Raw genomic sequence first — 23,626 nt, 5'->3', positions numbered from 1 at the left:
AATAAAACATGACGGTAAAAGCCATGACTGCAGAGCAGTTAACAAAAAAGATCGTGGGCAAAGAGCCGCTCTTTTTGCTAGATGTGCGAAATCAAGCAGATGTGCAGGACTGGAAGATTGAAGGGGAAGCAATCGTTGATTTGAATGTGCCTTATTTTGATCTGCTTGACGGAGTAGAGGGCCTTTTACAGCACATTCCTAGTGACCGTGAAGTGTTGGTGGTTTGTGCCAAGGAAGGTTCCTCTATCCTGGTGGCGGAGATGCTGTCAGAGGCTGGCGTGCCTGTTCATTATTTGCAGGGCGGCATGAAGGCATGGAGTGAGCATCTAGAGCCAGTGAAAATAGGTGATTTAAGCGGCGGTGGAGAGCTGTATCAATTTGTACGGATGGGCAAAGGGTGTCTGTCCTATATGATCATGTCCAATGGAGAAGCCGCGGTTGTGGATGCAGCTCGAATGACGGAGGTCTATATGGATTTTGCGAAAAAGCATGATGTCTCTGTGACGCATGTGATGGATACTCACCTTCATGCAGATCATATTTCTGGTGGGAAAAAGCTGGCTGAACTAACTGGTGCTACCTACTGGCTGCCGCCAAAAGATGCCGAAGAGGTAACCTTTGAATATAAACGTCTTGAAGAAGGACAGCGGATAACGATTGGAACAGCTTCTATTGATATTCAACCTATTTATTCCCCGGGACATACAATCGGCTCAACATCTTTTATCGTAGACAATCAATATCTTCTTTCAGGTGATATTTTGTTTATTGATTCAATTGGAAGACCTGATCTTGCTGGAATGGCGGAGGACTGGGTAGATGATTTGAGAGAGACGCTTTATGAACGGTATATGGCGTTTTCAAAGGAATACATCGTTCTGCCTGCGCACTTCATGACCATAGAAGAAATGAATGAAGACGGCAGTGTTTGGAAGGAGCTCGGCTCACTTTTAAAAGAAAATCATGGGCTTCATATTGAAGATCAAAATATGTTTAGACAGATGGTGACGGAGGGATTGCCTGCACAGCCGCATGCCTTTCAAGAGATTCGTAAAGCCAATATGGGGAAGCTGAACCCAGATGTGGAAGAGCAGCGTGAAATGGAAATTGGTCCAAACCGTTGTGCGATTCGGTAATGTCCAATAAAATAAGAGAAGAGGAACGATTAAATGACATCAGATCAAATTTTAGACGTAACAGGGCTCGCATGCCCAATGCCGATTATTCGAACGAAGAAAAAAATGAACGACTTGACTGAAGGTCAAGTTTTAGAAATACATGCAACAGATAAAGGGGCTAAAGCTGACTTAGCTGCATGGGCGAAGTCAAGCGGACATGAATTGATCACGCAGACAGAAGAAGGTCACGTGCTGAAGTTCTGGATGAGAAAAGGGTCCTAAAGGATGTAGGGGTATCTGCTGAAGATCCCCTTTTCCTTTTGTAAAGGAGGAGACCAGCATGGATTTTGCATTTTTGATTACTCTTTTTATCATCGGATGTATTGGTTCCTTCTTATCAGGAATGGTGGGGATCGGGGGATCTGTGATCAACTATCCTATGCTGCTTTATATCCCGCCTCTTCTCGGTGTGATGGCACTATCAGCACACGAGGTATCAGGGATTGGTGCTATTCAAGTGCTTTTTTCGACGCTGGGTGGGGTATTGGCCTACCGAAAAAGCGGATTTTTACATCGCTCGCTGATTTTATATATGGGAAGCAGTATATTGGCGGGCAGCTTATTAGGCAGTTATGTATCACATTTTATGCCGGAGAAAGGGATGAACCTCGTCTATGGATTACTCGCCATTGTGGCGGTTATTCTCATGTTGATTCCGAAAAAAGGACAGCGTGCAGACGCAGAGAGAGAAGTCACTTTTCATAAAGGACTGGCATCAGGTATTGCCTTTGTGATTGGCAGTGTTTCCGGGGTATTAGGTGCAGGCGGCGCATTTATTTTAGTGCCTGTGATGCTGTCTATTTTAAAAATTCCTGTACGGATGACGATTGCGTCGTCACTTGCGATTACGTTTCTTTCTGCGATAGGCGCATCGACTGGAAAGGTATTGACGGGTCAGGTCATGCTTCTTCCTGCGATTGTGCTGATGGCGGCAAGTTTGATGGCAGCTCCGATTGGTGCGAAGGTCGGTCAGAAAATCAATGCCGTCTACTTGCAATGGGCACTTGCTGTGATGATTACGGCGACAGCGGTCAAAATTTGGCTGGATATTTTATAAAGAAAAGACCAACAAAGCAAAAATGTTGGTCTTTTTTATTTGACGTCATCGTGCTCGATATACGTTTCTAGTGCTGGGTGGTACTCTTTTTGATAATGAAGGTTGGGACATGTTTTCACGACTTTGCCTTGCAGGGCATTGGACTTTGAGACTTCTAATGCTGATTTACATTTAGGACAGCGTTCGGCAAAGAATGAGGGCCAGCGTTTCATGTATCACCACTCCAGTTAAAGTCTTAAAAACCGATTATATTAATATGAATTATAGGGGATCATGCAGGTGAGGTCAATGGGTGTTTGGGTCTTTTTAACAAAAAAAGAAGCATCAAGAGAGATGCTTCTTTATCGTTCATATTCTTAATAGGCTTTCGCCCAGAATACCGTATCAGATGCAGGCTTTCCGCAGCATACACATGTGTCAGAAAGGGTTTCCTGCTCGAATGGGATACAGCGTGAGGTCACCCCTGTTCTTTCTTTAATGTCGTTTTCACAGGCTTCGTCACCGCACCACATGGCTTTAATCAATCGGTTTTCTTCCGCTAGAATTTGCTCGATGTCTTCCATTGTGTGGGCGTGTGATGTCTTTTCATGTAATCGTTCTTTCGCTTTTTCGTACATGGTCCGCTGGATGTCTTCAAGCGTTGTTGTGATGGTTTGTTCAAGTGCATCTAACGTGACAGCTTGCTTTTCACCAGTGTCTCGTCTTGCAAGCATCACCTGTCCTTTTTCGATGTCCTTTGGTCCTACTTCTACACGTAGCGGAATACCTTGCATTTCACACTCGTTGAATTTCCAGCCTGGCTGTTTATCGCTTGCGTCGATGTCAGCACGTGCGATGCGGGCGAGTCGATTCTTCAATTCGTAGGCATGATCTAGCACACCTTCTTTATGAGAAGCGATTGGCACGATACGCACTTGGGTTGGCGCAATATTGGGCGGGAGGACGAGCCCTCTGTCATCGCCATGCACCATGATCATAGCGCCGATGATTCTTGTTGTAAAACCCCAAGAGGTTTGCTGGACATGCTCTAGTTTTCCTTCACGGTTTAAGAATTCGATGCCAAATGCTTTGGCAAATCCGTTCCCAAAGAAATGAGAAGTGGCAGTTTGCAGCGCTTTTCCATCATGCATCAAGCTTTCAACCGTATAGGTGAAGCGAGCGCCGGCGAATTTTTCCTTCTCTGTTTTTCTCCCTTTAATGACAGGAATGGCAAGTAGATCTTCGCAAAGAGAAGCGTAAATGTGAAGCATTCTTTCTGTTTCTTCAATCGCTTCTTGCTCAGTCTCATGGCACGTGTGCCCTTCCTGCCATAGGAATTCAAGGGTTCTGAGGAAGGGACGTGTTGTCTTTTCCCAGCGGACGACATTGGCCCATTGGTTATATAGCTTCGGTAAATCGCGGTAGGAATGAATAATGTTTTTGTAATGCTCAGCGAACAGCACTTCAGAGGTTGGTCTGACGCAGAGCCTTTCTTGTAATTCGGATTCACCGCCATGTGTGACCCACGCTACTTCAGGAGCAAAGCCTTCGATATGATCTTTTTCCTGCTGAAGCAGGCTCTCTGGGATAAAAAGCGGCATATAAACATTCTCATGACCCGTTTCTTTAATCTGGCGGTCAAGTTCGTCGCGAATATTCTCCCAGATTTTAAAGCCGTACGGCTGAATGATCATACTGCCTCTCACGCTTGAATAATCGACGAGCCGCGCCTTTGTGACAACATCTGTATACCACTGGGCAAAGTCGTCTTCCATGCTTGTAATTTTCTCAACAAATTGTTTCTTTGACATTGCAGGTTCCTCCTTTTTTAAAACAAAAAAGCTGTACTTTAAGTTAGGGACCATTCCTGGTGGTACCACCCTAATTTAAAGCACAGCTTTACACTCAATCATGATAACGGTATGAACCGCTGTATGAAACAGAACTAAATCGGCAGGTTCACTTGAAGATGTCAGTAGGAACTTCTCAGCACCGTTCCCTCTCTGTTAAAGATCGATTCAAGCTACTATTCCAGATCTACGTTGATCCTTGTTCGTTGATTTTTCATCAGTTTACCTGTAAATGGTGGAGAAAGCAAGCTGTTCTGATTCCCTTTCCGGCGCCTTTTGCTTAATGATTGGAATGGCACTATTTTTCTATTTTTACAGCTTGCGAGTTATGTAAGGCTGTGCTAATATATGTGAAGAAAAAAATAGACTTGTATAACCTCAATAATATGGTTTGAGGGTTTCTACCAGGATCCGATAAATCCTGATTACAAAAGCGCGCTTTCCTTTTTTGTAATCAGGGTTTTTTTGTTTGTCTGCACCCTGTATCAAAAGTGAAAGCGATGATATACAGAAGGGATGTTAGACATGAACTGGAGAGTATATTTATTAGCCGTTTCTACTTTTGCGGTTGGATTAGTTGAGCTTGTGGTCGGGGGCATTCTGCCAAGTCTTGCAGAGGATTTGAATGTGTCTCTTGCAACAGCCGGACAGCTCATTACGGTATTTGCGATTGTGTATGCCATTTCAGCACCCGTCCTGCTGACAGCTACAGCCAAAATTGAACGAAAGCGCCTTTATTTAATCGCGTTATTGGTGTTTACAATAGGAAATGTGTTCACTTATTTTAGTTCGACCTTTGCCCTTGTCATGATATCAAGGGTGTTGATTGCGATGAGTACAGCGCTTGTGGTGGTATTATCTTTGACGATCACCGCCAAATTAGTGGAACCAGCGCATCGTGCAAAAGCATTAGGGCTGATTTTTATTGGTATTAGCTCCTCACTTGTTCTCGGTGTACCGATCGGTATTTTTATTACAGAGAGCTTTGGCTGGAGAGTGATGTTTTTAGGAATCAGTATTCTTTCTGCCATATCGATGGTGCTGATCTATTTTCTATTGGAAAAAATGCCTGTTGAAAAAGTGACGCCTCTTAGAGAGCAGATTCGTTCTTTAGGACATCCGAAAATTTTTAGTGCACACTTGATCAGTTTGTTTATGCTTGCTGGCCATTATATGCTTTATTCTTATTTCACTCCATTTCTGATGGAAGTTCTGCATATGACCCCGTTTTGGATTAGTATTTGTTATTTGATCTTCGGGCTTGCGTCTATTGGCGGGAATGGATTTGGCGGCTGGCTTAGTGACAAACTAGGATCAGGAAAAGCCATTTTGCTTGTGACGATGTCGTTTGCGATCGTCATGTTTATCCTTCCCTATACAGCGGGGGTGTTTATGCTCTTTATGGTGATGGTTGTCCTATGGGGAGCGCTCAGCTGGGCACTGACGCCTGCTTTGCAGAGTTATTTGATTCAAACAGATCCTGTCACGTCTGATATTCAGCAAAGTTTAAATACATCGGCCTTGCAAATCGGCATTTCGATTGGATCTGCGGTTGGCGGAGTCATGTTTACGATGACCGGTTCATCTGTTGATCTGGCTAAATTCGGTGCTGTGTTTGTACTGATTGCCTTTAGCTGTGCGGTGATTTCGTTGAAGAGACCGCCGCTTTATATGGATCGTCAGCATCATGCTGAAATGAAGACAAAGAGCTAAAATAAAGATCATTTTAGCCCTTTGTCAACAATCTGTAGCTGCCTATCTTTAGGCAGCTTTTTTATGTTCATTTCAAATTCACACGAAAAGTACCTTTCTATTCAAAAACGGCCATTTCGCCGATTGATTGAAAGCCGGCACGTTGATAAATATTTTTACCGTCCGCTGATGCTTGTAAGATGACACACTTTTGTTTATTCTCTGTCTGGGTCAGAAGGTAATGGAACATGTCACTGCCAAGTCCTTTTCCGCGGTGTTCTGCCCTTGTTATGACATCATAAATACCGTAGCTGTTGTTTGTCTCGAATAATAAGCCTGTTGTGACCGGCTTATGGTGTTCATATCCCACGAACATGTGAGCTTTTGAGTGCAATGCTTCAATCGAAAAACGCTGGAAATAGTCTTCTAAGGCGGCGGCCTCAGTCGACCCTTTGAATAGTTCTATAAAGATATGTTTGTAATCAAACAGTGTCTGCTCATCAAGTACTTCCTTGATTGTAAGTGATGAGGATGTGACTGGATCAATGTCACCTGTATGCTCAAGCATCATGATGGTATTGCGTTCGACCTCTTGAAGCTGATATTCCTTTAATAAATCAGCCCAATCAGGATGGAGTAAACGGTGATCGACCCATGTGCTGAATATGAGTTTCTGCGTCTGCATGTGTTCAATGGCTGCTTTCACTTTTTTCGGATCTTGAATTTGAGCTGATGTCGGTAAGAGCAAATTGAACGTGTCAGTCGATATATGAGTATTTGATAGAACGAAATCGTCAGATGCAAGGAAGGTTCCGTTCGCAGCAGAAGAAAACAGGTGTATCTTTTCTTCTAACTGGCGAATGGCCATTTGTTGTTCGGGTTTCATTTAGATCACCTTTTCATTATGATAAGTTGGATGACATCCCAATGATTATAGCATGTGACAGGATGAGGGGAATCTAGTATAAAAGTACATGTGCAATTATCAGGTCTTATGATCTATTATTTTACTCGCATCGACATTTCTTTTGACTCCTTTCTTCATTATTAGTACCATTTTATTAACCAGTTAAGAGTGGAGGTTCAGATGGAAACAAAAGAGCAGATTGTATTAAAAGCGATTCAAGATCTGATTATGCATAGGGAAAAGAGACGGAATGATCCAACAGATCCACTGATTACCACGACTGATACACTCAAACAAGAATGGACACTCACACAGCTTCACATTTTATCGATGATTCAAGCCAATCCAAACGAATCAAATAATACATTTCTATCTCAACAACTAAAACTATCAAAGCCAGCTATTACAAAGGCTGTGAAAAAACTGATTGAAAAAGGCATGGTGGACTATTGCCACCGGCAAGGTGATAAGAAATCTGTCTATTATTCTTTGACAGAGGAAGGCAAGCAATTGGCAGCGCTGCATGATGAGCTGCATGAAAAAGCAGTCACGTCCTATTTAGAATTTCTTCAGCAGTTTCATGAAGATGAATTACAAGTGATTGAGCGCTTCTTAAAGGCTTGGAAAGAAAAGATATAGATAAAAAACCGAAACCATCGTAAAGAGGAGATGATTTCGGTTTTTTTATGGTAAAATTAACATATATTGACGTTATTCGCGACCATGATGAAAGGGAGAGAGCTCATTGGAGAAAGAAATGATAGAAAATTATAAAAAATACGTATTCATCATGCCATTCGTGGGATTGTTTGTCAGCTTGATATTATTTGTTTATTTTTTTGGTATTGCAGGAGCTGGAGAACCGATTTGGGCCGCTGCTTTGTATTGTGCCCTGCCCTTTTTGGTGAATACGATATGTTTCCTGCCTTTATGTATTTATTTTAAAGTCAGCAAAAAAAATGAGGAACATACGTGATTGTCGTCAGTGCTTGTCTTGCTGGGTTGAAGGTTCGTTATAATGGCAGCCATCGATTAGATCAGCGAATTGAGGAGCTTGTTCAGGAGGGAAAGGCGGTCACAGTTTGTCCTGAGCTCCTTGGCGGCTTCTCCACGCCAAGACCTCCCGCAGAAATCATTGACGGAGACGGACATGATGTATTAAAGGGCCTCGCCTCCGTTATCGATGTGCATGGAACTGATGTCACAGAGATGTATGTAAAAGGTGCGAAAATGGCGCTGGAACAGATTCAGTCTCTGAATGCGACAGCGGTTGTGTTAAAAGAGTACAGCCCCTCCTGCGGCAGCCGGATGATTTATCGCGGAGATTTTAACGGCAGGACAAAAGCTGGAGATGGTGTGACATCCGCCTTGCTCAAACAGCATGGAATTCAGGTATTCTCTGAGGAGGATGATTGGACTTCGTTGTTTGTATAGGTGTGGTGTGAATAGAAGGAGGAGTTAGGTTGAAAAAGTGGATGATTGGTTTAATTGTCATTATTTTATTAGGAATTGGTATTTATTTTATAATCAATGCAAAAACATACTCTTTTGATGATGTGGCCTCAATTGATCAAAACAAGGTGACTTCGATTCAAATTGAGCATGATAATGAGCGTGTTATGGTGGAAAAGAAAGAGGATATTCAAAAGCTGCTGAAGGAATTTTCGGGTATGAAATTAAAGAAAACGAATGAGGTTAAAAAAGCCTCAAAAGAGTCTTATTGGATTAGAGTGTATGAGAACGAAAAGGAAATTTATGGACTGGTTTTTTATGATCAAAGCTTTTTAGAGAAATATGATTTTTCTAAAACAAAAGATCAAACCAGCGAATATCAAATCGTTGATGCCAATCAAGTCGATATAGGAAAATATATCAAATAAATCAGTCAGAATTTCATGCATGATCAATAGAAAATTCGGGTATAGTGCTTGGTAAGTAAAAAGGAAGCGGAGGTTTGTTTGATGAGTGGATTAACAGATACAGTCACATTAGCAAACGGAGTAAAAATGCCGAAGCTAGGCTTTGGTGTATGGCAGGTAAAAGATGGGGATGAGGCTGTAAATGCAGTCAAAGACGCTCTAGAAGCGGGCTACCGCAGCATTGATACAGCAGCAGCCTATCAAAATGAAGAAGGGGTAGGCAAAGCCATTCAGCAATCAGGCATCTCGCGCAATGATCTATTTATTACGACAAAGGTCTGGAATAATGATCAAGGCTATGAATCAACACTCGAAGCCTTTGAAACAAGTATGAACAAGCTGGGACTAGATGTATTAGACCTTTATTTAATTCATTGGCCAGTTGAAGGCAAATATAAAGAAACATGGAAAGCGCTAGAGAAACTATATAAGGATGGACGCGTTCGAGCTATCGGAGTGTGTAATTTCCATCAGCATCATTTAGAGGATTTATTGGAAGAGGCAGAAGTTGTGCCAATGGTGAATCAAATCGAGCTTCATCCGAAGCTGACACAGGAGCCTTTACGAGACTACTGCAAGTCGAAAGGAATTCATGTAGAGGCGTGGTCGCCATTAGGCAGCGGGAAGCTTCTAAACCATCCTGTTCTCCAGGATATCGCGAAAAAACATGACAAGTCAGTAGCGCAAGTGATTTTACGCTGGGACTTGCAGCATGGCATTATCACCATCCCAAAATCTGTGACGAAGAGCCGAATCATTGAAAACACACAAGTCTTCGATTTCGAGCTGTCCACACATGAGATGGGTGTCATTGATCAGCTCAATGAAGATGAACGCACAGGTCCAGATCCAGATAACTTTGATTTTTAATCGAAAGAAAAGCACAGGTGCGATGCCTGTGCTTTTTATTTGCCCTCATGTTTAGACAGTTTTTTCGGGTTGATAGGTTTCAATGATTTGAATGGCGTCGACAATCTGTTCTTTAGCATAGTCTCCAATCAAACAAAAGGTTTCATCTTTACGTGCCGCATGGTTTGCCACTGTGAGTGCCGCCTCTTCCAGTTGAGTTGTCATACCAAGATCGCGCATATTTCTAGGTAATCCGAGTGTTTGGTAGAGTTCAAGTAATTCCTCTACCTCGGACATTCGGTTTTCTGCGGCAAGCTGGACGAGGATGCCGTAAGCCACTTTTTGTCCATGTAACACATGATGCGTTTCATCAATAAATGTCAATCCATTATGAACGGCATGAGCACCTGCCATTCTTCCATAACGTCCCCCATAGCCGCCGACTGTTCCGGCTAACGTAATAATCGTATCTGTCACATCTGCAAATGCTTGTGAAAGCTGACCTGTTTTTAAGCTGTTGACAGCTTCTTCACTATGAGAAAGAAGAATGTCTCGAACATATACCGCCTGCTTTAGTGCGGCATGTACCATGAGCGGCAAGGCGCCTTTTGTGTTACGGATAATCGCTTCCGCTTCATACCATTTTGCCAGCGTATCACCAATTCCACTTTGAAGGTAGGAAAGAGGAGATGAAAGCAAAAAAGTATGATCAATTAAGGTGAGGTAGCTCGATCGTTTGTGATAATCGACTCTCATGAAATTGCCCTTATCATCATAAATGACGCTGAGAGGTGTAGACGCAGCACATGTGCCGGGAATCGTTGGCACCATGATAACTTCGATTTGAAGAGCGTCTGCGACTGATTTTGCGGTATCTAAAATCGTTCCGCCCCCGATGCCGATGATCACATCTGACCCGTTAAGCTTTTCTGCGATCCGTTTGACCGCATTGGGTGAACTGTATCCTTTGTGCTGAATGACAGGCCACTCGGGCGGCAGCTTTGTGTATTGTGAAAAAGCTTGGTATGAATCATATCCTGTCACTACAGCAGGTGACTGAAAAGGAGAAACAAGGGATTCTAGTTCATGATATATTCCCTTTTGAGAAATAAATTGGTTAGGGCCGCTTCTGACAATATCTTCTGGCTGGATCATGTATCATTGCTCCTTTACACATCATATTGTTCATAAATCATCTCATTTTACAGAAAGTTCTGTCAAATAATCAAATATATGAGAAGAAAGACCCTTCCGTTTTTTGGAATTGAGCCGCCGACATTGCCTTTAGGTATGTATTTCCTGTATGATAAAGAACGGTATGTTTTGATTAAATTTAAGAGGTGTTTATATAGATGGAAAAACAATATCGCGTTTTACTTTACTATCAATATGTCCCCATTGAGGACCCAGAGGCGTTTACAGCAGAGCATTTAGCATTCTGTAAGGAGCTTGGTTTGTTAGGCCGTATCCTCGTATCAGCAGAAGGCTTGAACGGAACGGTTTCTGGAACCATTGAGCAAACGGACAAGTACATGCAAGCGTTAAAAGAAGATCCACGCTTTGCGTCTATGCCAATTAAAATTGACGAAGCAGATGGTCATGCGTTTAAAAAAATGCACGTCCGTCATCGGAATGAACTAGTGAACCTTAGCCTTGAGGATGATGTGAATCCATTAGAAATAACGGGGAAACATCTTAGCCCGGTTGAATTTTACGAGCAAATGCAATCACCTGATACTGTTGTGATTGATGCGCGTAATGATTACGAGTTTGATGTTGGTCACTTCAGAGGGGCAGTCCGTCCTGATATTGAGACATTCCGTGAATTACCTGAGTGGATTCGTGACAATAAAGAGATTCTTGAAGGCAAAAAAATCCTGACGTATTGCACAGGCGGCGTACGCTGTGAGAAATTCTCAGGCTGGTTAAAGCGTGAAGGCTTTGAAGATGTCTCTCAGCTTGATGGCGGAATTGTCACTTACGGAAAAGACCCAGAAGTACAAGGGAAGCTGTGGGATGGTCAATGCTATGTGTTTGATAATCGCTTAACAGTACCAGTGAATCAAACAGAGCATGTGGTTGTCGGAAAAGATTTCTTCACGGGTGAGCCTTGCGAGCGTTATGTGAACTGTGCGAACCCTGCATGTAACCGCAAGATGATTGCCACTGAAGAGAGTGAGCATAAGTATATGCGCAGCTGCAGTCATGAATGCCGCACAAGCGAACGGAACCTGTACGTGAAACAGCACAATTTATCTGAAGAAGAAGTTCAAGAAAGACTAGCTGTCATTGAAAAAGAACAAGCGATTTCACAAGGATAGAGGGGACCCCCTTTATCCTTTTTTTCTATACTTGGCGTGGGTTAGAAGGGAGAGGAAGTCATTTCCTCTATCTTTTTTGTTTTGTTTTTTTCAAAATAAGGGTAAAGGTAGTTATTCAGTCTAATAGATTGAACAGGTGAAAAAGCGCTTTCTTTTGAAATAAGCATGTTCGACTATTTCAGAAAATGGAGAATTGAGAGATAATATAACAGGCGAAAAAATGAACAAGGGTAAAGGTTCATTAGAAGAAATATTTGCCAGTGAAATGAAAAGTGAGCTGCTTTGAAAGAGAGATGCTTGCTTGACACATGCTCTGTATTTTAATCGAAAGGTGTTATGAACATGAATCATTTGCATCGTAGGATGGGAACTTTCGCTTTAATGATGGTAGGTCTTGGCTCAATCATTGGTTCAGGATGGCTCTTCGGTGCTTGGCGTGCGGCTCAAATCGCCGGCCCTGCTGCTATTTTATCCTGGTTGATTGGGATGGTTGTGATTTTATTTATCGCTTTGTCTTATAGTGAACTCGGATCGATGTTTCCAGAGGCAGGCGGAATGGTGAAATATACGCAATATTCACACGGATCTTTTATTGGGTTTATTACAGCTTGGGCGAACTGGATCGCCATTGTCTCCGTGATACCTGTTGAGGCGGTTGCTTCCGTTCAGTACATGAGCTCATGGCCTTGGGAGTGGGCAAAGTGGACAACCCACTTGGTCACAAAAGGAGTGTTGACGACAGAAGGTCTTATGGTCGCCAGTGTGCTTCTTGTGATTTACTTTCTGCTTAATTATTGGACAGTTGGGTTATTTTCAAAAGCGAATACATTCATTACTGTATTTAAAATTGTCATTCCAGGATTAACAATTGGTGCGCTCTTATTCGTAGGTTTTCATAGTGAGAATTTTACTTCTGGAACAAGTATTGCCCCTAACGGCTGGGCGAGTGTGCTGACAGCTGTTGCGACATCAGGGATTGTATTTGCCTTCAATGGCTTCCAAAGCCCGATTAATATGGCCGGTGAGGCAAAAAATCCAGGCCGGTCGATTCCAATTGCCATTGTCGGATCGATTTTCATTGCAACTGTGATTTATGTCCTTTTACAAGTCGCCTTTATCGGTGCTGTTGATCCATCTATGATTGTGAATGGCTGGGGTCATTTGAATTTCAACTCGCCATTTGCTGACCTTGCCATTGCGCTTGGGATTAACTGGCTTGTTCTAATTTTATATGCGGATGCGTTTGTGTCACCTTCGGGTACAGGAATTACGTATACCGCAACGACGTCTCGTATGATTTATGGAATGGAAAAAAACAAATACATGCCAAGTGTGCTTGGCCGTCTGCACCCTATTTACGGCGTGCCTCGTCCAGCAATGTTTTTTAACTTAGCCGTATCGTTTATCTTTCTGTTTTTATTTAGAGGCTGGGGTGTACTTGCAGAAATTATCTCTGTCGCTACACTCATTTCTTATCTGACTGGACCAGTGACCGTCATGACGCTGAGAAAGACAGGGTCAGATTTATATCGTCCGCTTAAAATAAAAGGACTCAGCATCATTGCTCCTCTCGGCTTTGTCTTTGCCTCATTGACGCTGTATTGGGCAAGATGGCCGTTAACAGGTCAGGTGCTGTTCATTATTCTCATCGGTCTTCCTATCTATTTTTACTATCAAGCAAAAGCGAAGTGGAAAGGCTTCGGCCGCAACTTTAAGGCGGGTGCTTGGATGGTTGTGTACCTGCTTGTGATGATGACGATTTCCTGTCTTGGCAGTGACAAATTCGGCGGTTATAACATCATTCATTATGGCTGGGACATGGCACTGATTACAGTGGTTGCTCTGCTATTTTATATGTGGGCACTCAAAAGTGGATTTGAAACAGAGTTTTTAGAGGATGCGAAAAAAATCAATGATGAGCTGCGTGCTTCTCAGAAAGAAGCTGCAGCAACAAAAGAATAAAGAAACGGCTGCCTGAACATTCCGGGCAGCCGTTTTTATTTGGATGAAAGGTGCATCACATGCCGTTTCAGCCAAGTGGTGACGCCGCGCAAAACGGCCGCTGTGACAAGTGAAATGAGCACATATCTCCAAAGCTGACCTAAGCCTTGTCCACTCAGCCAGAACACGATGCCTAGAATGATGAGGGTGAACATGAGCAAGAATAAAAATGATGCAGACCAGAAAAAAGACTTCACAGAAGGTCACCTCCTCAGAAGTATTGTATGCAGGCAATTGAAGGAACAGACCAGCTATGAAAGGGTAGAATCATGGTGAAATCTATTGCAAAAGTCAGATAAAAACACCAAGTGATTTGACAGTTGTGTTAAGATGAGAGCATATTTTGAGTAAAGTTGTTGGTCATAGACGGAGGTGTTTGGAAATGCAGATTCAAAAGGTTCTAAACAATAATGTCATTAGTGTCATAGATGAACAAGGAAAAGAAATCGTTGTCATGGGCAGAGGCATCGCTTTCCAGCGACGTCCCGGGGACCCGGTGGACGAAGCGTTGATTGATAAAGTCTTCCGCCTGGAGGATCATTCCGTTCACGAGCGGATGAAAATGCTGCTTCAAGAGGTTCCGTATGATGTGGTCAAGGTGACCGAAGAAATGATCCAATATGCACATACAAAGCTGAACCGAAGATTAAACGAAAGTCTGCATGTATCGCTGGCAGACCATATTCATTACGCCATCGAACGATTGAAGAAAAATCATCTGATTGAGAATTCGCTTATTTGGGAGATTAAACGCTTATACAAAGATGAATTTCTCGTGGCAAAGGACTGTCTTGAGATGATTGAAGAGCGTCTTCATATTGAACTGCCTGAGGATGAAGCAGGCTTTATTGCTATGCATATCATTAACGCAGAGCTCAATGAGGATATGAATACGACGGTCAATATCACAAAGGAAGTCAATGCCATTCTCACCATTGTGAAATATCATCTCAACATGGAATTTGATGAGGACTCACTTAACTTTTATCGTTTTCTCACGCATTTGCGCTTTTTCGTCCAGCGTCTGATTAACGAAACACTGCTTGTCAGCGAAGATCAGGACTTATATCAGCTGATCAAAGTGAAATATCCGAAAGCATACGATTGCGCAAAGAAAATCGCAGAATACGTCTATCAAACCTATCACCGTGATCTCACATCAGAGGAGATGCTGTATCTATCAATTCATTTGAATCGACTGATCAAACGAGAAAAATAAAGATAGATTTTAAAAGAAAGCGTTGACATGAGAAAAGGTGAGTGGTACTATTTGCTCATAAACATAAAAGAATACGGTTTCACAATGATCGTCTTAGAGGATTGTGACTGTTCGGCAGGCAAAACCTAAACGTTCACTGAAAAAGCGCAACAGCAAGCTGCGACTATTTTTGGTGCCCGTTTAGGTTTTTATTTTGCCCAAAAACGTATTTTTTTGAAAAAAAGGGGGTTTTTGCATGAGTTATCGTCAATTAGCAGAAGACATTATCAAACACATTGGCACAGAGAAAAATGTTCACTCATTGGTCCATTGCGCCACAAGGCTTCGTTTCACATTAAATGACAGATCAAAAGCAGATAAAGCGGCCATTGAAAAATTAAATGGCGTCGTCACAGTCATGGAAAGCGGCGGCCAATTTCAAGTGGTCATTGGCAATACCGTACCAGAGGTTTATCGAGAAATTGGAGAGTTTACGAATCTATTAGAGGATTCCGCTGCTTCATCTGCAAAATCAGGTGAAGAGAGCACAAGCCTCTTCGGAAAATTTGTCGACATTGTATCGGGGATTTTCACTCCACTTCTTGGTGTCATGGCGGGTGCAGGTATTTTAAAAGGTCTATTAGGCATCTGTATCAACGCAAAATGGTTATCTCCTGAAGATACGTCGTATCAAATTTTATTTGCTGCGTCAGACAGCTTGTTCTACTTCCTGCCATTATTGCTCGCATTCACTTCTGCTAGGAAGTTTAAAGCGAATCCGTTTGTCGCTGTGACGATAGCAGGTGCACTTATTTACCCAACCATTCAAGAATTGTCAAAAGGCGGCGGAGATGTGACCTTCTTCGGAATTCCAGTCGTCTTAATGTCTTATACATCTACGGTTATCCCAATCATTTTGGCAGTGTTTGTCATGGGATATATCGAACGTTTCTTTAACAAAGTCATTCATGAAAGTGTCAAAAACTTTATTACTCCACTGATTTTGCTTGTCACGGTTGTTCCGCTGACACTCATCGTATTTGGACCATTTGGTGTGTATGCAGGGAATGGCATTGCAGCTGTTTTGCTGAAAGTATTCTCCTTTAGTCCTACACTTGCAGGTGCTTTAATTGCGATGGCTTGGCAGGTACTTGTCATCTTCGGTATCCATTGGGGACTTGTGCCAGTCATTTTAAATAATATCGCAGTCCATGGGAAAGATCATATTAAGCCGTCCACTGCGCCAGCTGTATTCTCACAAGCCGGTGCCTCAATCGGTGTTATGCTGAAAACAAAGAATAAAAAACTGAAATCATTGGCTGGATCGACAGCAGTTTCTGCTGTGTTTGGGATCACAGAGCCAGCTGTATACGGGGTCACGCTTCGTTTGAAAAAACCATTTATTGCAGCCGTTATCTCTGCCGGAGTCGGCGGTGCGATCATCGGTTATTCACAAAGTATTGCGATTGCGTCAGGCCTTCCAAGTTTACTGACACTTCCGATTTTCTACGGTCAAGGCTTTACAGGGTTCATCATCGGAATCTCGGTCTCGTTCGTCCTATCTATCATCTTAACTTATTTGATTGGATTTAAAGATCCAGTAGATGAAGATGAAACGCCGGCAGCCGCTTCTGCACCGGCAATTGAAAACGAACATGGGGTCAAAGCAGCTCATGTGAAAAGTCCTTTAAAGGGCGAGGTCATCAAGCTGGAGGAAGTGCAGGATAAGGCATTCTCATCTGGTGCACTAGGAAAGGGCGCAGCCATCATTCCATCAGAAGGAAAACTGTTTGCACCAGTCTCAGGAGTTGTGACAACGGTGTTCCCAACTGGACATGCGTATGGTCTAACCTCTGAAAGCGGGGCAGAAGTACTCATTCACATCGGACTGGATACCGTACAATTAGGCGGAAAGCATTTTACTCCGAAGGTTGTTCAGGGGCAAACCATCACAGAAGGCGAACTGCTTGCAGAGTTTGATATCGAAGCCATCGAAGCTTCAGGCCTGTCAGTCACAACACCCGTTATTATTACCAATTCAGGTGAGTTTAGCGATATCATTGAAACAGAAGAGAAACAAATCACACCAGGACAATCATTTTTACATCTAGTTTAATCAAGAGGAGGAAAGAATCATGAGATATTCAACACTAGCATCATTTCCAAAAGACTTTTTCTGGGGCGGATCTACTTCCGCCTATCAGGTAGAGGGTGCGTGGAACGAGGATGGCAAAGGGCCTTCTGTCATTGACATGAGAGCAAGTTATCCTGAAGGGACAACGGATTTTAAAGTCGCAAGCGATCACTATCACCGTTATAAAGAGGATGTGAAGATGTTTGCAGAAATGGGTTTGAAGGCTTATCGCTTTTCCATTGCGTGGACACGGATCATTCCAGATGGAGATGGGGAGATCAATCAAAAGGGGATTGAATTCTATCATTCTCTCATCGATGAATTGCGCCGCTATGACATTGAACCAATCGTGACAATGTATCATTTTGATCTGCCTCATGCGCTTCAAGTAAAGGGCGGGTGGTCTAACCGAGGGACAGTGGATGCGTTTGAGCGCTATGCTGAGGTTCTGTTTCAGGAGTATGGTCAGAAGGTAAACTATTGGCTGACCATTAATGAACAAAACATGATGATCTTACATGGATCAGCGCTCGGTACACTTGATCCAAATTTAGAAAATCCGAAAAAAGAACTGTATCAGCAGAATCACCATATGCTCGTTGCACAAGCAAAAGCCATGTCGCTCTGTCATCAAATGTTGCCTGAAGCGAAAATTGGACCAGCGCCAAACATTGCGCTCATTTATCCGGCTTCTCCAAAGCCTGAAGATGTGCTTGCTGCGGCGAATTACAATGCGATCCGCAACTGGCTTTATCTTGATATGGCCGTGTTCGGCCGTTATAACAACCTTGCATGGGCGTACATGAAAGAAAAAGACATTCTTCCTGTCATCGAAGAGGGAGATATGGATATTTTGAAAAGCGCGAAGCCAGACTTCATTGCCTTTAACTACTACACCTCTCAAACGGTTGAAGCGAGTAAAGGAGATGGCAACGACGAATTTGCCCGCGGTGGAGATCAGCATTTGAAATCAGGTGAAGATGGCGTCTACAAAGGCGGCAACAACCCATTCTTAAGTAAAAATGCGTTTGGCTGGGAGATTGATCCTGTCGGCTTCCGTTCAACGATGCGGGAGATTTATGACCGCTATCAGCTGCCGCTTATTATCACGGAAAACGGATTGGGTGCATTCGACAAGTTAGAAGAAGATGGATCAATTCAGGATGATTATCGAATTGATTATTTAGAAAAACATATCGAACAAATCAAATGGGCGATTACAGACGGCGTCGAGGTATTCGGATACTGCCCGTGGTCAGCCATCGACTTAATCAGCACACACCAAGGATGCTCCAAGCGCTACGGGTTCATCTACGTCAATCGCGACGAATTTGACCTAAAAGACCTCAACAGAATTCGCAAAAAGAGCTCTTATTGGTATGAAACATTGATTCAGCAAAATGGAGACAACATCGGGAAATAACATATGAAAAAGCCAATCACCTTATGAGCGGGTGGTTGGCTTTTTTTCTTTCTTCACTCTATTGGCAAGATCATATTGTTCGAGTTGTTCTAAAATGATAGTGATTTTAACAGCCTAATAAACTGCGCCTACTTCTTCTTCAAACCACACTGCAAAGAGCATCAAACCACAAATAATAATTGCCCCTAAATCCATCACATGAATTTCTATGGTCAATGTTCAACTCCACAGTGAACGGATTCTACCACAGAAATTTTCATCAAAACGAAGTTCTAAAAAATAAAAAAATGATTGCGGACACCGCAACAAAAAAGAAATTTTCTTAAATCTATCTTAAATCCATTGATACACTCATTTTAATTTGATAACCTTTATTTGGTATTTAATGCAAAAGGAGGAATGCGAACAAAATGTTCAAAAAAACACTTTTAACCCTAATTACCCTAGCTCTTGTCATATCAATATGGACTCCATTTTCATCAGAAACATCAGCGGAAACACACTTTATCAATTCACAAGAATTAGAAGCGTTAGTAACACTAACAGTTCTACAAAATGAACAAGTTACCAAAGAATTAGACGAACTTGAAATGAAAATGGGAGAATACATAGAAAACCTTCCATTTACAGAAAAAGAATTTGAAAGCATGTCAGAGTCAGAACAAAATAAAGTGATAGATCAATATTTCAACAATGAAAAATTTTTAGCTTTAGAAAACCGAATGAAACAACTTGACTCCAAAAGTAGTCAGAGTGAAATCACAACACAAGCACTACCAATATTCTTCGTACCAATCGCAATGACCGTAGGAAGAGTTGCTTTGTGGGCCATAAGATCAAAAGGCGCAAAAGTTGCACTGAAGTATTTGAAGAACAGAATAAAAGGTTTTGGGAAGAACTATCATATCGATTGGTATGTAAAAAATAGAAAAGGAAAAGTCGAGAGTCTCGTAAAAGTGTTCCATAAAAAAGGAAAAAAGAAAATACGAGTATTTGCAGTTGATAACGGAGTCATACCACTAAAACCAGGATCATCAAACTGGTACTGGCATTTTCATGTAGCTCCAAAAATTCAAATACACCATGCTCTTAGAGCATCAGTACCAAGTAAACACAAAGCTGTAAAAGGTAGAACAATACTCCACTAAAAAAAGCCCTTTTATAAGGGCTTTTCTTTTTTAGCATCGTAATCTTTAATAATTTCAATTGGATCAATTGCATCATCATCTTGTACATATTGCTCTACATAAGGAGTCATCAACTTCTCAAACTGATTTTCATCATCTACTAATGCAATACAAGTTTCATATCCTTCAAAATCAGATGGGTATAAATTTGCAACAGCACTACCAGTTTTTAAAGCCTGATCTATCGCATTTTTTAATTCCAATAGACCCTTCCTGTTTCCTAAAATCAATGCTTCTCTATGATGAGTTTCTTGAGCATATATATTACACATCTCTAAAACATCATCATCATCCACTTGAATAGACATACAAAAAGCACCTCCAAAGTAAAATTTAGTTAATTATATAATTATTGATGCCAACATGCCAAGACATCAAACGTCTCATAGGCTACTTTATCCTTATCTTCTTCAATCCTGATCAGATTTCCTTCCTAGGCTTTCAAGAAGACTGCTTTGTATGTATTCTTGCTGTTTTTTCAACTTGCTGGAGTTTACAAATCACATCTTACTCTCTACTATCATTATACCCCGAATATAATTAAATTTATAGACTGTTTCTCGCCCATATCTAGCCGTATACTGTTATACGCAAGTCAAAAACGATAAGGGGTGTGGCTGTATGAATGACAAGCAAAAGGTGTTAGATCCTGGGCCATTTTTTCATGGGACAAAAGCGGAATTGAAGATTGGGGATCTGCTTGAACCGCTGCATTTATCCAATTATCAGGATAAAAAATCGAACCATATCTATTTCACCGGAACACTAAACGCGGCCAAATGGGGTGCTGAATTAGCTAGGTCTGATGCGAAAGAAAGAATTTATATTGTAGAACCGTTAGGCGAGTTTGAAAATGATCCAAATGTGACTGACAAAAGATTCCCCGGCAACCCAACACGTTCTTATCGATCGAAATCTCCGTTGAAAATAGTCGCAGAATTAGGTTCATGGGAAAGACATTCCGATGAAGAAATCAATCATATGCTGAGCTCCTTAAAAAAATTAAGTGAAGAAGGAAAAAATGTCATCTATGATTGATGACGTTTATCTCAATAACACAATGGCCGCCTCATGAACTGGGCGGCCTTTTGTTTGATCTTATTGAAATAACGCATCCATCAGCTCATTAAATGTTTTGGCTTGCTTGAGGGAGTAAATGCGGTCTGGATTATCTAGTAAATCGACGGCCTGTTCAAAGAATTGGTTCATGCAGGCAGCGTCATCCTTATGAATCGCTAATAAAAAGACAAGTGATACTTGGTCTCCCTGCCAGTCAATCGGCTGTTTTAAGCGTGCGATGGCTACAGAGGAGGTGCCTTCATTTGTGATGAGCGGGTGCGGCATTGCAATGCCGCTGCCAAGATAGGTAGACGACATTTGCTCCCTCTCAAGCACCGAGGACCGAAAAGAAGACGATACTAGCTGATGCGCCTCTAAACGGCTGCATAATGCGTCTAATACCTCATCTTTGCTGCTTAGATCAGCATTCATTAAAGTCAATCGCTCTTGAAAAAACGCCATCAGTTCTTTTGAGGGTGCCCCGTGTCCATTTAATAAATGAATAACTTCATTCACACGCTGTATATCATGATGTTCAAAAAAGGCGCTGACCTGAATGACTGGTTTCCCTTTTGATGTGAGTGGAACGGTTGTGATGATGACGTCACACGGCAAAGTGGTGCTCATGAGATAATCCTGATAGGAATAGAGCTCAACGATGTCAAGCTCGTGCTGAAAGGCTGCCTTCAATTTAATTTCAAGCAGTCTGGCCGTCCCTAGTCCAGACCCGCACACGATAATGGCTTTCTTTTTTTGCGAGGTGTCGAGTTGACTTCTTTCAAATGAAGCAGCGATATGCAAGGCGACATATGCGGCCTCGTCTTCATTTGGCGTCCGCACCAGCTGTAAGGCATTTAGTCCGCTGACAGCCAAATCAAATGGGTAAGGGTAGGACGCTTTGATCTCATGCAAAAGCGGATTTTGTAATGATACGCCATATTGGATTCGATTTAATAGCGGCTTCATATGAAGCATCAAGTCTTGCTGCAGGATGTTGTCCTCAGCAAAACGATGGCTGCTTATTTTTTCAATGTGCTGTAGAAAGACTGTAACCGCCTGTTGAACTTCCACTGTCGTCTGATGCTGGGCGGCTTCTTTCCACGTTTGATTCGCTAATAGATGCATGACTAAGTAATCTGTTTCATCCTCTGATAAGGTCACATAAAAAGTGTCACTCACCTGCTGTATGATTTTTTGTGCAATTCTCATCAAAACTGGTGATCTTTGTGTGCGGGCGGTAATGGCGGATACCCGCTGTTTTTTTCGTGTTTGCTGAATCGCAATGGCTAAGTGAATGACTAAATTTTTTAAGGCAATGTCTTTAATGAGCAATGACTCTTGATGCAGGTTCGTCAAAACAATAGATCGAATGGTTTCAAGAGAAATATCAGGAAAATGGAGCTGCTCCCGCTCGGTGATATGAGAGAGTGCAGGCTCTTCCTCAAGAAGTAAGTCTGCATAGCACGTTCTTTTTTGCAGCTCATCTCCTTCAATCTTTAAGCCAAATCCAGGCTTTGATACAAGGGTCATGCCGTAACGGGCTAACAGCTCTCGTCCTTTTTTTAAATCACTGCTGACCGTCATGCGGCTGATAAACAGTTCTTCAGCCAGCTGGTCAATTTTTAAGTAATCGGATTGAAGCAACAGCTTTCTCATCATAAATCGTACACGCTCTTCTGGCATGACGGGGACAAGAGAGCGGGCAGGAAGCTTTTGCTGATGAAGCCAAAGTAAGAAAGCGTCTTGGTCACTCGTTAAAAGAGTATATCCCTTTCCGCGGATCGTTTTAATCATAGCGCCAGCTTCCTTTAAATACTCATTTGCCTCCTTGATTAAATTGCGGATAGAGCGGTCAGATAAGCGAAAAGAGGCAGTGAGCTCCTCCAGCTTCACGAACCCCTTTGTTTCAAATAGCCGCTGAATCAGCTGATAGGTTCGAGGATCTGCCGTCATCATCATTGCGCGGCTCCTTGCGCCTGTAAGGCATCAGTTCCAAGAGCGATGGCGCCCATTAAACCAGATAATCCATCAAAGGATGGTTTTGTGATAATTTCATGTAAAGGCTTTGGCAGCTGCAAATAGCCGTGAAGCCGTTTGTCTGTTTCATCAAGAATAAGCGGCAGCATAGCCGGCTGTTTCATCACGCCTCCACCTAGAATGATGCGCTCTGGTGAAAGGGTGAGCAGCAGATTAGCAGTCATTTGCCCGAGATAGTAAGCATGAAGTGACCAGGCAGGATGATCCTCTGGCAGCATTGGTGCCAGTGTATGATAGCGTCCTTCTATGGCAGGCCCAGATGCCAGTCCCTCTAAACAGTCATGATGTATAGGGCAGCAGCCTCCATAGGTGTCATGAGGATGCCGCTGAACGGTGATATGACCCATTTCTGGATGCAGCAATCCGTGAATAAGGCGATGTTCAATATAGGCACCGCCGCCTATTCCAGTCCCAACGGTGATGTAGACCAGAGAAGCAGGCTTTTCTGCTTCAGTTGAAAAACGGGCTTCTCCGAGTGCTGCACAGTTTACATCGGTATCAAGCTTCATCGGGAGCCCGAGGGCTTGTTTTAAGGTAGAGAGGAAAGGGAATTGGCGCCAGGCTGTTTTTGGTGTGTCTAAAATCGTCCCATAGCGTGGGCTTTGCTCTTTCACATCGACAGGCCCGAATGCCCCAATTCCAATTGCATCGACAGGATGCTTTGTAAAATAATCGATCACTTGCCGGCATGTTTCATCTGGATTCCCTGTTGCAAAGGAAGTCATGTGTTCAATCGTTCCGTCTGTAGTTCCGTAGCCGCAGACAAATTTCGTTCCGCCTGCTTCAATGCCTCCAATTCGCATGATCAATGCCCTCCATTAAAGAGGGGCGGAAT

Annotated in this window: 24 protein-coding genes, 1 riboswitch and 1 other annotated feature; of the genes, 16 read left to right on the top strand and 8 right to left on the bottom strand. The window is 42.6% G+C overall.

Annotated features, from left to right (window positions below):
- Nucleotides 1-8: 8 nt before the first annotated feature.
- From NSS92_RS13085 to NSS92_RS13075, 3 genes are read left to right on the top strand one after another with little or no spacing between them, the layout of a single operon-like run.
- A complete protein-coding gene (locus tag NSS92_RS13085; RefSeq protein WP_340868518.1) occupies nucleotides 9-1,136 on the top strand; it encodes an MBL fold metallo-hydrolase in 1,128 nt (375 codons plus the stop codon).
- Between the two features lie 33 nt (nucleotides 1,137-1,169).
- Complete coding sequence (locus NSS92_RS13080; RefSeq protein WP_267587851.1) at nucleotides 1,170-1,400, top strand: sulfurtransferase TusA family protein; 231 nt, start codon at nucleotides 1,170-1,172, stop codon at nucleotides 1,398-1,400.
- Between the two features lie 58 nt (nucleotides 1,401-1,458).
- On the top strand, nucleotides 1,459-2,235 hold the full coding sequence (locus tag NSS92_RS13075; RefSeq protein ID WP_267587850.1) for a sulfite exporter TauE/SafE family protein: 777 nt from the start codon (nucleotides 1,459-1,461) through the stop codon (nucleotides 2,233-2,235).
- 35 nt (nucleotides 2,236-2,270) lie between these two features.
- Here the strand turns inward: NSS92_RS13075 and NSS92_RS13070 are convergent, their stop codons facing one another.
- Nucleotides 2,271-2,447 (bottom strand): hypothetical protein, encoded by a 177-nt coding sequence (locus NSS92_RS13070; RefSeq protein WP_165585036.1) that lies wholly within the window; start codon nucleotides 2,445-2,447, stop codon nucleotides 2,271-2,273.
- A gap of 144 nt (nucleotides 2,448-2,591) precedes the next feature.
- Nucleotides 2,592-4,025, bottom strand: coding sequence for a proline--tRNA ligase (gene proS / locus NSS92_RS13065; RefSeq protein ID WP_340868513.1), 1,434 nt, complete (start codon nucleotides 4,023-4,025; stop codon nucleotides 2,592-2,594).
- A gap of 42 nt (nucleotides 4,026-4,067) precedes the next feature.
- Nucleotides 4,068-4,263: a binding site (T-box leader), on the bottom strand.
- Nucleotides 4,264-4,412: 149 nt separating this feature from the next.
- Nucleotides 4,413-4,512, top strand: a riboswitch (purine riboswitch).
- A gap of 77 nt (nucleotides 4,513-4,589) precedes the next feature.
- Here proS and NSS92_RS13060 point away from each other — a divergent pair.
- On the top strand, nucleotides 4,590-5,777 hold the full coding sequence (locus tag NSS92_RS13060; protein WP_340868511.1) for an MFS transporter: 1,188 nt from the start codon (nucleotides 4,590-4,592) through the stop codon (nucleotides 5,775-5,777).
- A 97-nt stretch (nucleotides 5,778-5,874) separates the two neighbouring features.
- Here NSS92_RS13060 and NSS92_RS13055 read toward each other — a convergent pair whose 3' ends face one another.
- Nucleotides 5,875-6,642, bottom strand: a complete 768-nt coding sequence (locus NSS92_RS13055) for a GNAT family N-acetyltransferase (RefSeq protein ID WP_340868508.1) — start codon at nucleotides 6,640-6,642, stop codon at nucleotides 5,875-5,877.
- A gap of 201 nt (nucleotides 6,643-6,843) precedes the next feature.
- Here NSS92_RS13055 and NSS92_RS13050 point away from each other — a divergent pair, with 201 nt between their 5' ends.
- The 5 genes from NSS92_RS13050 (at nucleotide 6,844) to NSS92_RS13030 (ending at nucleotide 9,452) form a co-directional block, all read left to right on the top strand.
- Nucleotides 6,844-7,302, top strand: a complete 459-nt coding sequence (locus NSS92_RS13050) for a MarR family transcriptional regulator (RefSeq protein WP_034283105.1) — start codon at nucleotides 6,844-6,846, stop codon at nucleotides 7,300-7,302.
- A 106-nt stretch (nucleotides 7,303-7,408) separates the two neighbouring features.
- Nucleotides 7,409-7,639: a hypothetical protein gene (locus NSS92_RS13045; RefSeq protein WP_340868505.1), complete on the top strand. Its 231-nt coding sequence runs from the start codon at nucleotides 7,409-7,411 to the stop codon at nucleotides 7,637-7,639.
- Nucleotides 7,636-8,097, top strand: coding sequence for a DUF523 domain-containing protein (locus NSS92_RS13040; RefSeq protein WP_340868503.1), 462 nt, complete (start codon nucleotides 7,636-7,638; stop codon nucleotides 8,095-8,097). Before NSS92_RS13045 ends, NSS92_RS13040 begins: the two co-directional genes overlap by 4 nt.
- A gap of 29 nt (nucleotides 8,098-8,126) precedes the next feature.
- Nucleotides 8,127-8,543 carry a DUF5301 domain-containing protein gene (locus NSS92_RS13035; RefSeq protein WP_267587844.1) on the top strand — a complete coding sequence of 139 codons (417 nt, stop codon included), beginning with the start codon at nucleotides 8,127-8,129 and terminating at the stop codon, nucleotides 8,541-8,543.
- A gap of 81 nt (nucleotides 8,544-8,624) precedes the next feature.
- Entirely contained in the window at nucleotides 8,625-9,452 is an 828-nt protein-coding gene (locus NSS92_RS13030) for an aldo/keto reductase (protein ID WP_267587843.1), read from the top strand.
- 51 nt (nucleotides 9,453-9,503) lie between these two features.
- Here the strand turns inward: NSS92_RS13030 and NSS92_RS13025 are convergent, their stop codons facing one another.
- Nucleotides 9,504-10,586 (bottom strand): iron-containing alcohol dehydrogenase family protein, encoded by a 1,083-nt coding sequence (locus NSS92_RS13025; RefSeq protein WP_340868498.1) that lies wholly within the window; start codon nucleotides 10,584-10,586, stop codon nucleotides 9,504-9,506.
- A 197-nt stretch (nucleotides 10,587-10,783) separates the two neighbouring features.
- On the opposite strand from NSS92_RS13025, the gene trhO reads away from it, so the two are divergent.
- Complete coding sequence (gene trhO, locus NSS92_RS13020) at nucleotides 10,784-11,752, top strand: oxygen-dependent tRNA uridine(34) hydroxylase TrhO (RefSeq protein ID WP_340868495.1); 969 nt, start codon at nucleotides 10,784-10,786, stop codon at nucleotides 11,750-11,752.
- Nucleotides 11,753-12,094: 342 nt separating this feature from the next.
- Nucleotides 12,095-13,714, top strand: a complete 1,620-nt coding sequence (locus tag NSS92_RS13015) for an APC family permease (RefSeq protein WP_340868493.1) — start codon at nucleotides 12,095-12,097, stop codon at nucleotides 13,712-13,714.
- 35 nt (nucleotides 13,715-13,749) lie between these two features.
- Here the strand turns inward: NSS92_RS13015 and NSS92_RS13010 are convergent, their stop codons facing one another.
- Nucleotides 13,750-13,950: a hypothetical protein gene (locus tag NSS92_RS13010; protein ID WP_034283125.1), complete on the bottom strand. Its 201-nt coding sequence runs from the start codon at nucleotides 13,948-13,950 to the stop codon at nucleotides 13,750-13,752.
- Between the two features lie 185 nt (nucleotides 13,951-14,135).
- Between NSS92_RS13010 and licT the strand changes: the two genes are divergently transcribed.
- From licT to NSS92_RS12990, 4 genes are all read left to right on the top strand, one after another.
- Nucleotides 14,136-14,972 (top strand): BglG family transcription antiterminator LicT, encoded by an 837-nt coding sequence (gene licT / locus NSS92_RS13005; RefSeq protein ID WP_041088833.1) that lies wholly within the window; start codon nucleotides 14,136-14,138, stop codon nucleotides 14,970-14,972.
- A 235-nt stretch (nucleotides 14,973-15,207) separates the two neighbouring features.
- Complete coding sequence (locus tag NSS92_RS13000; protein ID WP_340868486.1) at nucleotides 15,208-17,067, top strand: beta-glucoside-specific PTS transporter subunit IIABC; 1,860 nt, start codon at nucleotides 15,208-15,210, stop codon at nucleotides 17,065-17,067.
- Nucleotides 17,068-17,086: 19 nt separating this feature from the next.
- A complete protein-coding gene (locus NSS92_RS12995) occupies nucleotides 17,087-18,508 on the top strand; it encodes a glycoside hydrolase family 1 protein (RefSeq protein ID WP_267587838.1) in 1,422 nt (473 codons plus the stop codon).
- A 410-nt stretch (nucleotides 18,509-18,918) separates the two neighbouring features.
- Nucleotides 18,919-19,656 carry a hypothetical protein gene (locus tag NSS92_RS12990; protein WP_087976303.1) on the top strand — a complete coding sequence of 246 codons (738 nt, stop codon included), beginning with the start codon at nucleotides 18,919-18,921 and terminating at the stop codon, nucleotides 19,654-19,656.
- Between the two features lie 11 nt (nucleotides 19,657-19,667).
- Here NSS92_RS12990 and NSS92_RS12985 read toward each other — a convergent pair whose 3' ends face one another.
- Nucleotides 19,668-20,003: a hypothetical protein gene (locus NSS92_RS12985; RefSeq protein ID WP_024424405.1), complete on the bottom strand. Its 336-nt coding sequence runs from the start codon at nucleotides 20,001-20,003 to the stop codon at nucleotides 19,668-19,670.
- Between the two features lie 313 nt (nucleotides 20,004-20,316).
- On the opposite strand from NSS92_RS12985, the gene arr reads away from it, so the two are divergent.
- On the top strand, nucleotides 20,317-20,733 hold the full coding sequence (arr, locus tag NSS92_RS12980; protein ID WP_024424404.1) for an NAD(+)--rifampin ADP-ribosyltransferase: 417 nt from the start codon (nucleotides 20,317-20,319) through the stop codon (nucleotides 20,731-20,733).
- A gap of 60 nt (nucleotides 20,734-20,793) precedes the next feature.
- Here the strand turns inward: arr and NSS92_RS12975 are convergent, their stop codons facing one another.
- Together NSS92_RS12975 and NSS92_RS12970 are read right to left on the bottom strand one after the other, a co-directional pair.
- Nucleotides 20,794-22,713, bottom strand: a complete 1,920-nt coding sequence (locus NSS92_RS12975; protein ID WP_340868479.1) for a BglG family transcription antiterminator — start codon at nucleotides 22,711-22,713, stop codon at nucleotides 20,794-20,796.
- A complete protein-coding gene (locus tag NSS92_RS12970; RefSeq protein ID WP_267587834.1) occupies nucleotides 22,710-23,594 on the bottom strand; it encodes an ROK family protein in 885 nt (294 codons plus the stop codon). Before NSS92_RS12970 ends, NSS92_RS12975 begins: the two co-directional genes overlap by 4 nt.
- Between the last annotated feature and the right edge of the window lie 32 nt (nucleotides 23,595-23,626).

The sequence above is a fragment of the Bacillus sp. FSL M8-0166 genome, assembly GCF_038008825.1.
In the GTDB taxonomy this organism is placed as follows: Bacteria; Bacillota; Bacilli; order Bacillales; family Bacillaceae; genus Bacillus; species Bacillus safensis.
The sequence above is the reverse complement of the archived record's forward strand: the minus strand, read 5'-3'. Positions and strand labels throughout refer to the sequence as shown.

Coding starts and splice junctions, on each gene's coding strand:
- NSS92_RS12970 (WP_267587834.1), bottom strand. CDS start 23,594: ATGCGAATTGGAGGCATTGAAGCAGGCGGAACGAAATTTGTCTGCGGC.
- NSS92_RS13075 (WP_267587850.1), top strand. CDS start 1,459: ATGGATTTTGCATTTTTGATTACTCTTTTTATCATCGGATGTATTGGT.
- proS (WP_340868513.1), bottom strand. CDS start 4,025: ATGTCAAAGAAACAATTTGTTGAGAAAATTACAAGCATGGAAGACGAC.
- NSS92_RS13030 (WP_267587843.1), top strand. CDS start 8,625: ATGAGTGGATTAACAGATACAGTCACATTAGCAAACGGAGTAAAAATG.
- arr (WP_024424404.1), top strand. CDS start 20,317: ATGAATGACAAGCAAAAGGTGTTAGATCCTGGGCCATTTTTTCATGGG.
- NSS92_RS12975 (WP_340868479.1), bottom strand. CDS start 22,713: ATGATGATGACGGCAGATCCTCGAACCTATCAGCTGATTCAGCGGCTA.
- trhO (WP_340868495.1), top strand. CDS start 10,784: ATGGAAAAACAATATCGCGTTTTACTTTACTATCAATATGTCCCCATT.
- NSS92_RS13085 (WP_340868518.1), top strand. CDS start 9: ATGACGGTAAAAGCCATGACTGCAGAGCAGTTAACAAAAAAGATCGTG.
- NSS92_RS13000 (WP_340868486.1), top strand. CDS start 15,208: ATGAGTTATCGTCAATTAGCAGAAGACATTATCAAACACATTGGCACA.
- licT (WP_041088833.1), top strand. CDS start 14,136: ATGCAGATTCAAAAGGTTCTAAACAATAATGTCATTAGTGTCATAGAT.
- NSS92_RS12995 (WP_267587838.1), top strand. CDS start 17,087: ATGAGATATTCAACACTAGCATCATTTCCAAAAGACTTTTTCTGGGGC.
- NSS92_RS13025 (WP_340868498.1), bottom strand. CDS start 10,586: ATGATCCAGCCAGAAGATATTGTCAGAAGCGGCCCTAACCAATTTATT.
- NSS92_RS12990 (WP_087976303.1), top strand. CDS start 18,919: ATGTTCAAAAAAACACTTTTAACCCTAATTACCCTAGCTCTTGTCATA.
- NSS92_RS12985 (WP_024424405.1), bottom strand. CDS start 20,003: ATGTCTATTCAAGTGGATGATGATGATGTTTTAGAGATGTGTAATATA.
- NSS92_RS13080 (WP_267587851.1), top strand. CDS start 1,170: ATGACATCAGATCAAATTTTAGACGTAACAGGGCTCGCATGCCCAATG.
- NSS92_RS13015 (WP_340868493.1), top strand. CDS start 12,095: ATGAATCATTTGCATCGTAGGATGGGAACTTTCGCTTTAATGATGGTA.
- NSS92_RS13055 (WP_340868508.1), bottom strand. CDS start 6,642: ATGAAACCCGAACAACAAATGGCCATTCGCCAGTTAGAAGAAAAGATA.
- NSS92_RS13060 (WP_340868511.1), top strand. CDS start 4,590: ATGAACTGGAGAGTATATTTATTAGCCGTTTCTACTTTTGCGGTTGGA.
- NSS92_RS13070 (WP_165585036.1), bottom strand. CDS start 2,447: ATGAAACGCTGGCCCTCATTCTTTGCCGAACGCTGTCCTAAATGTAAA.
- NSS92_RS13050 (WP_034283105.1), top strand. CDS start 6,844: ATGGAAACAAAAGAGCAGATTGTATTAAAAGCGATTCAAGATCTGATT.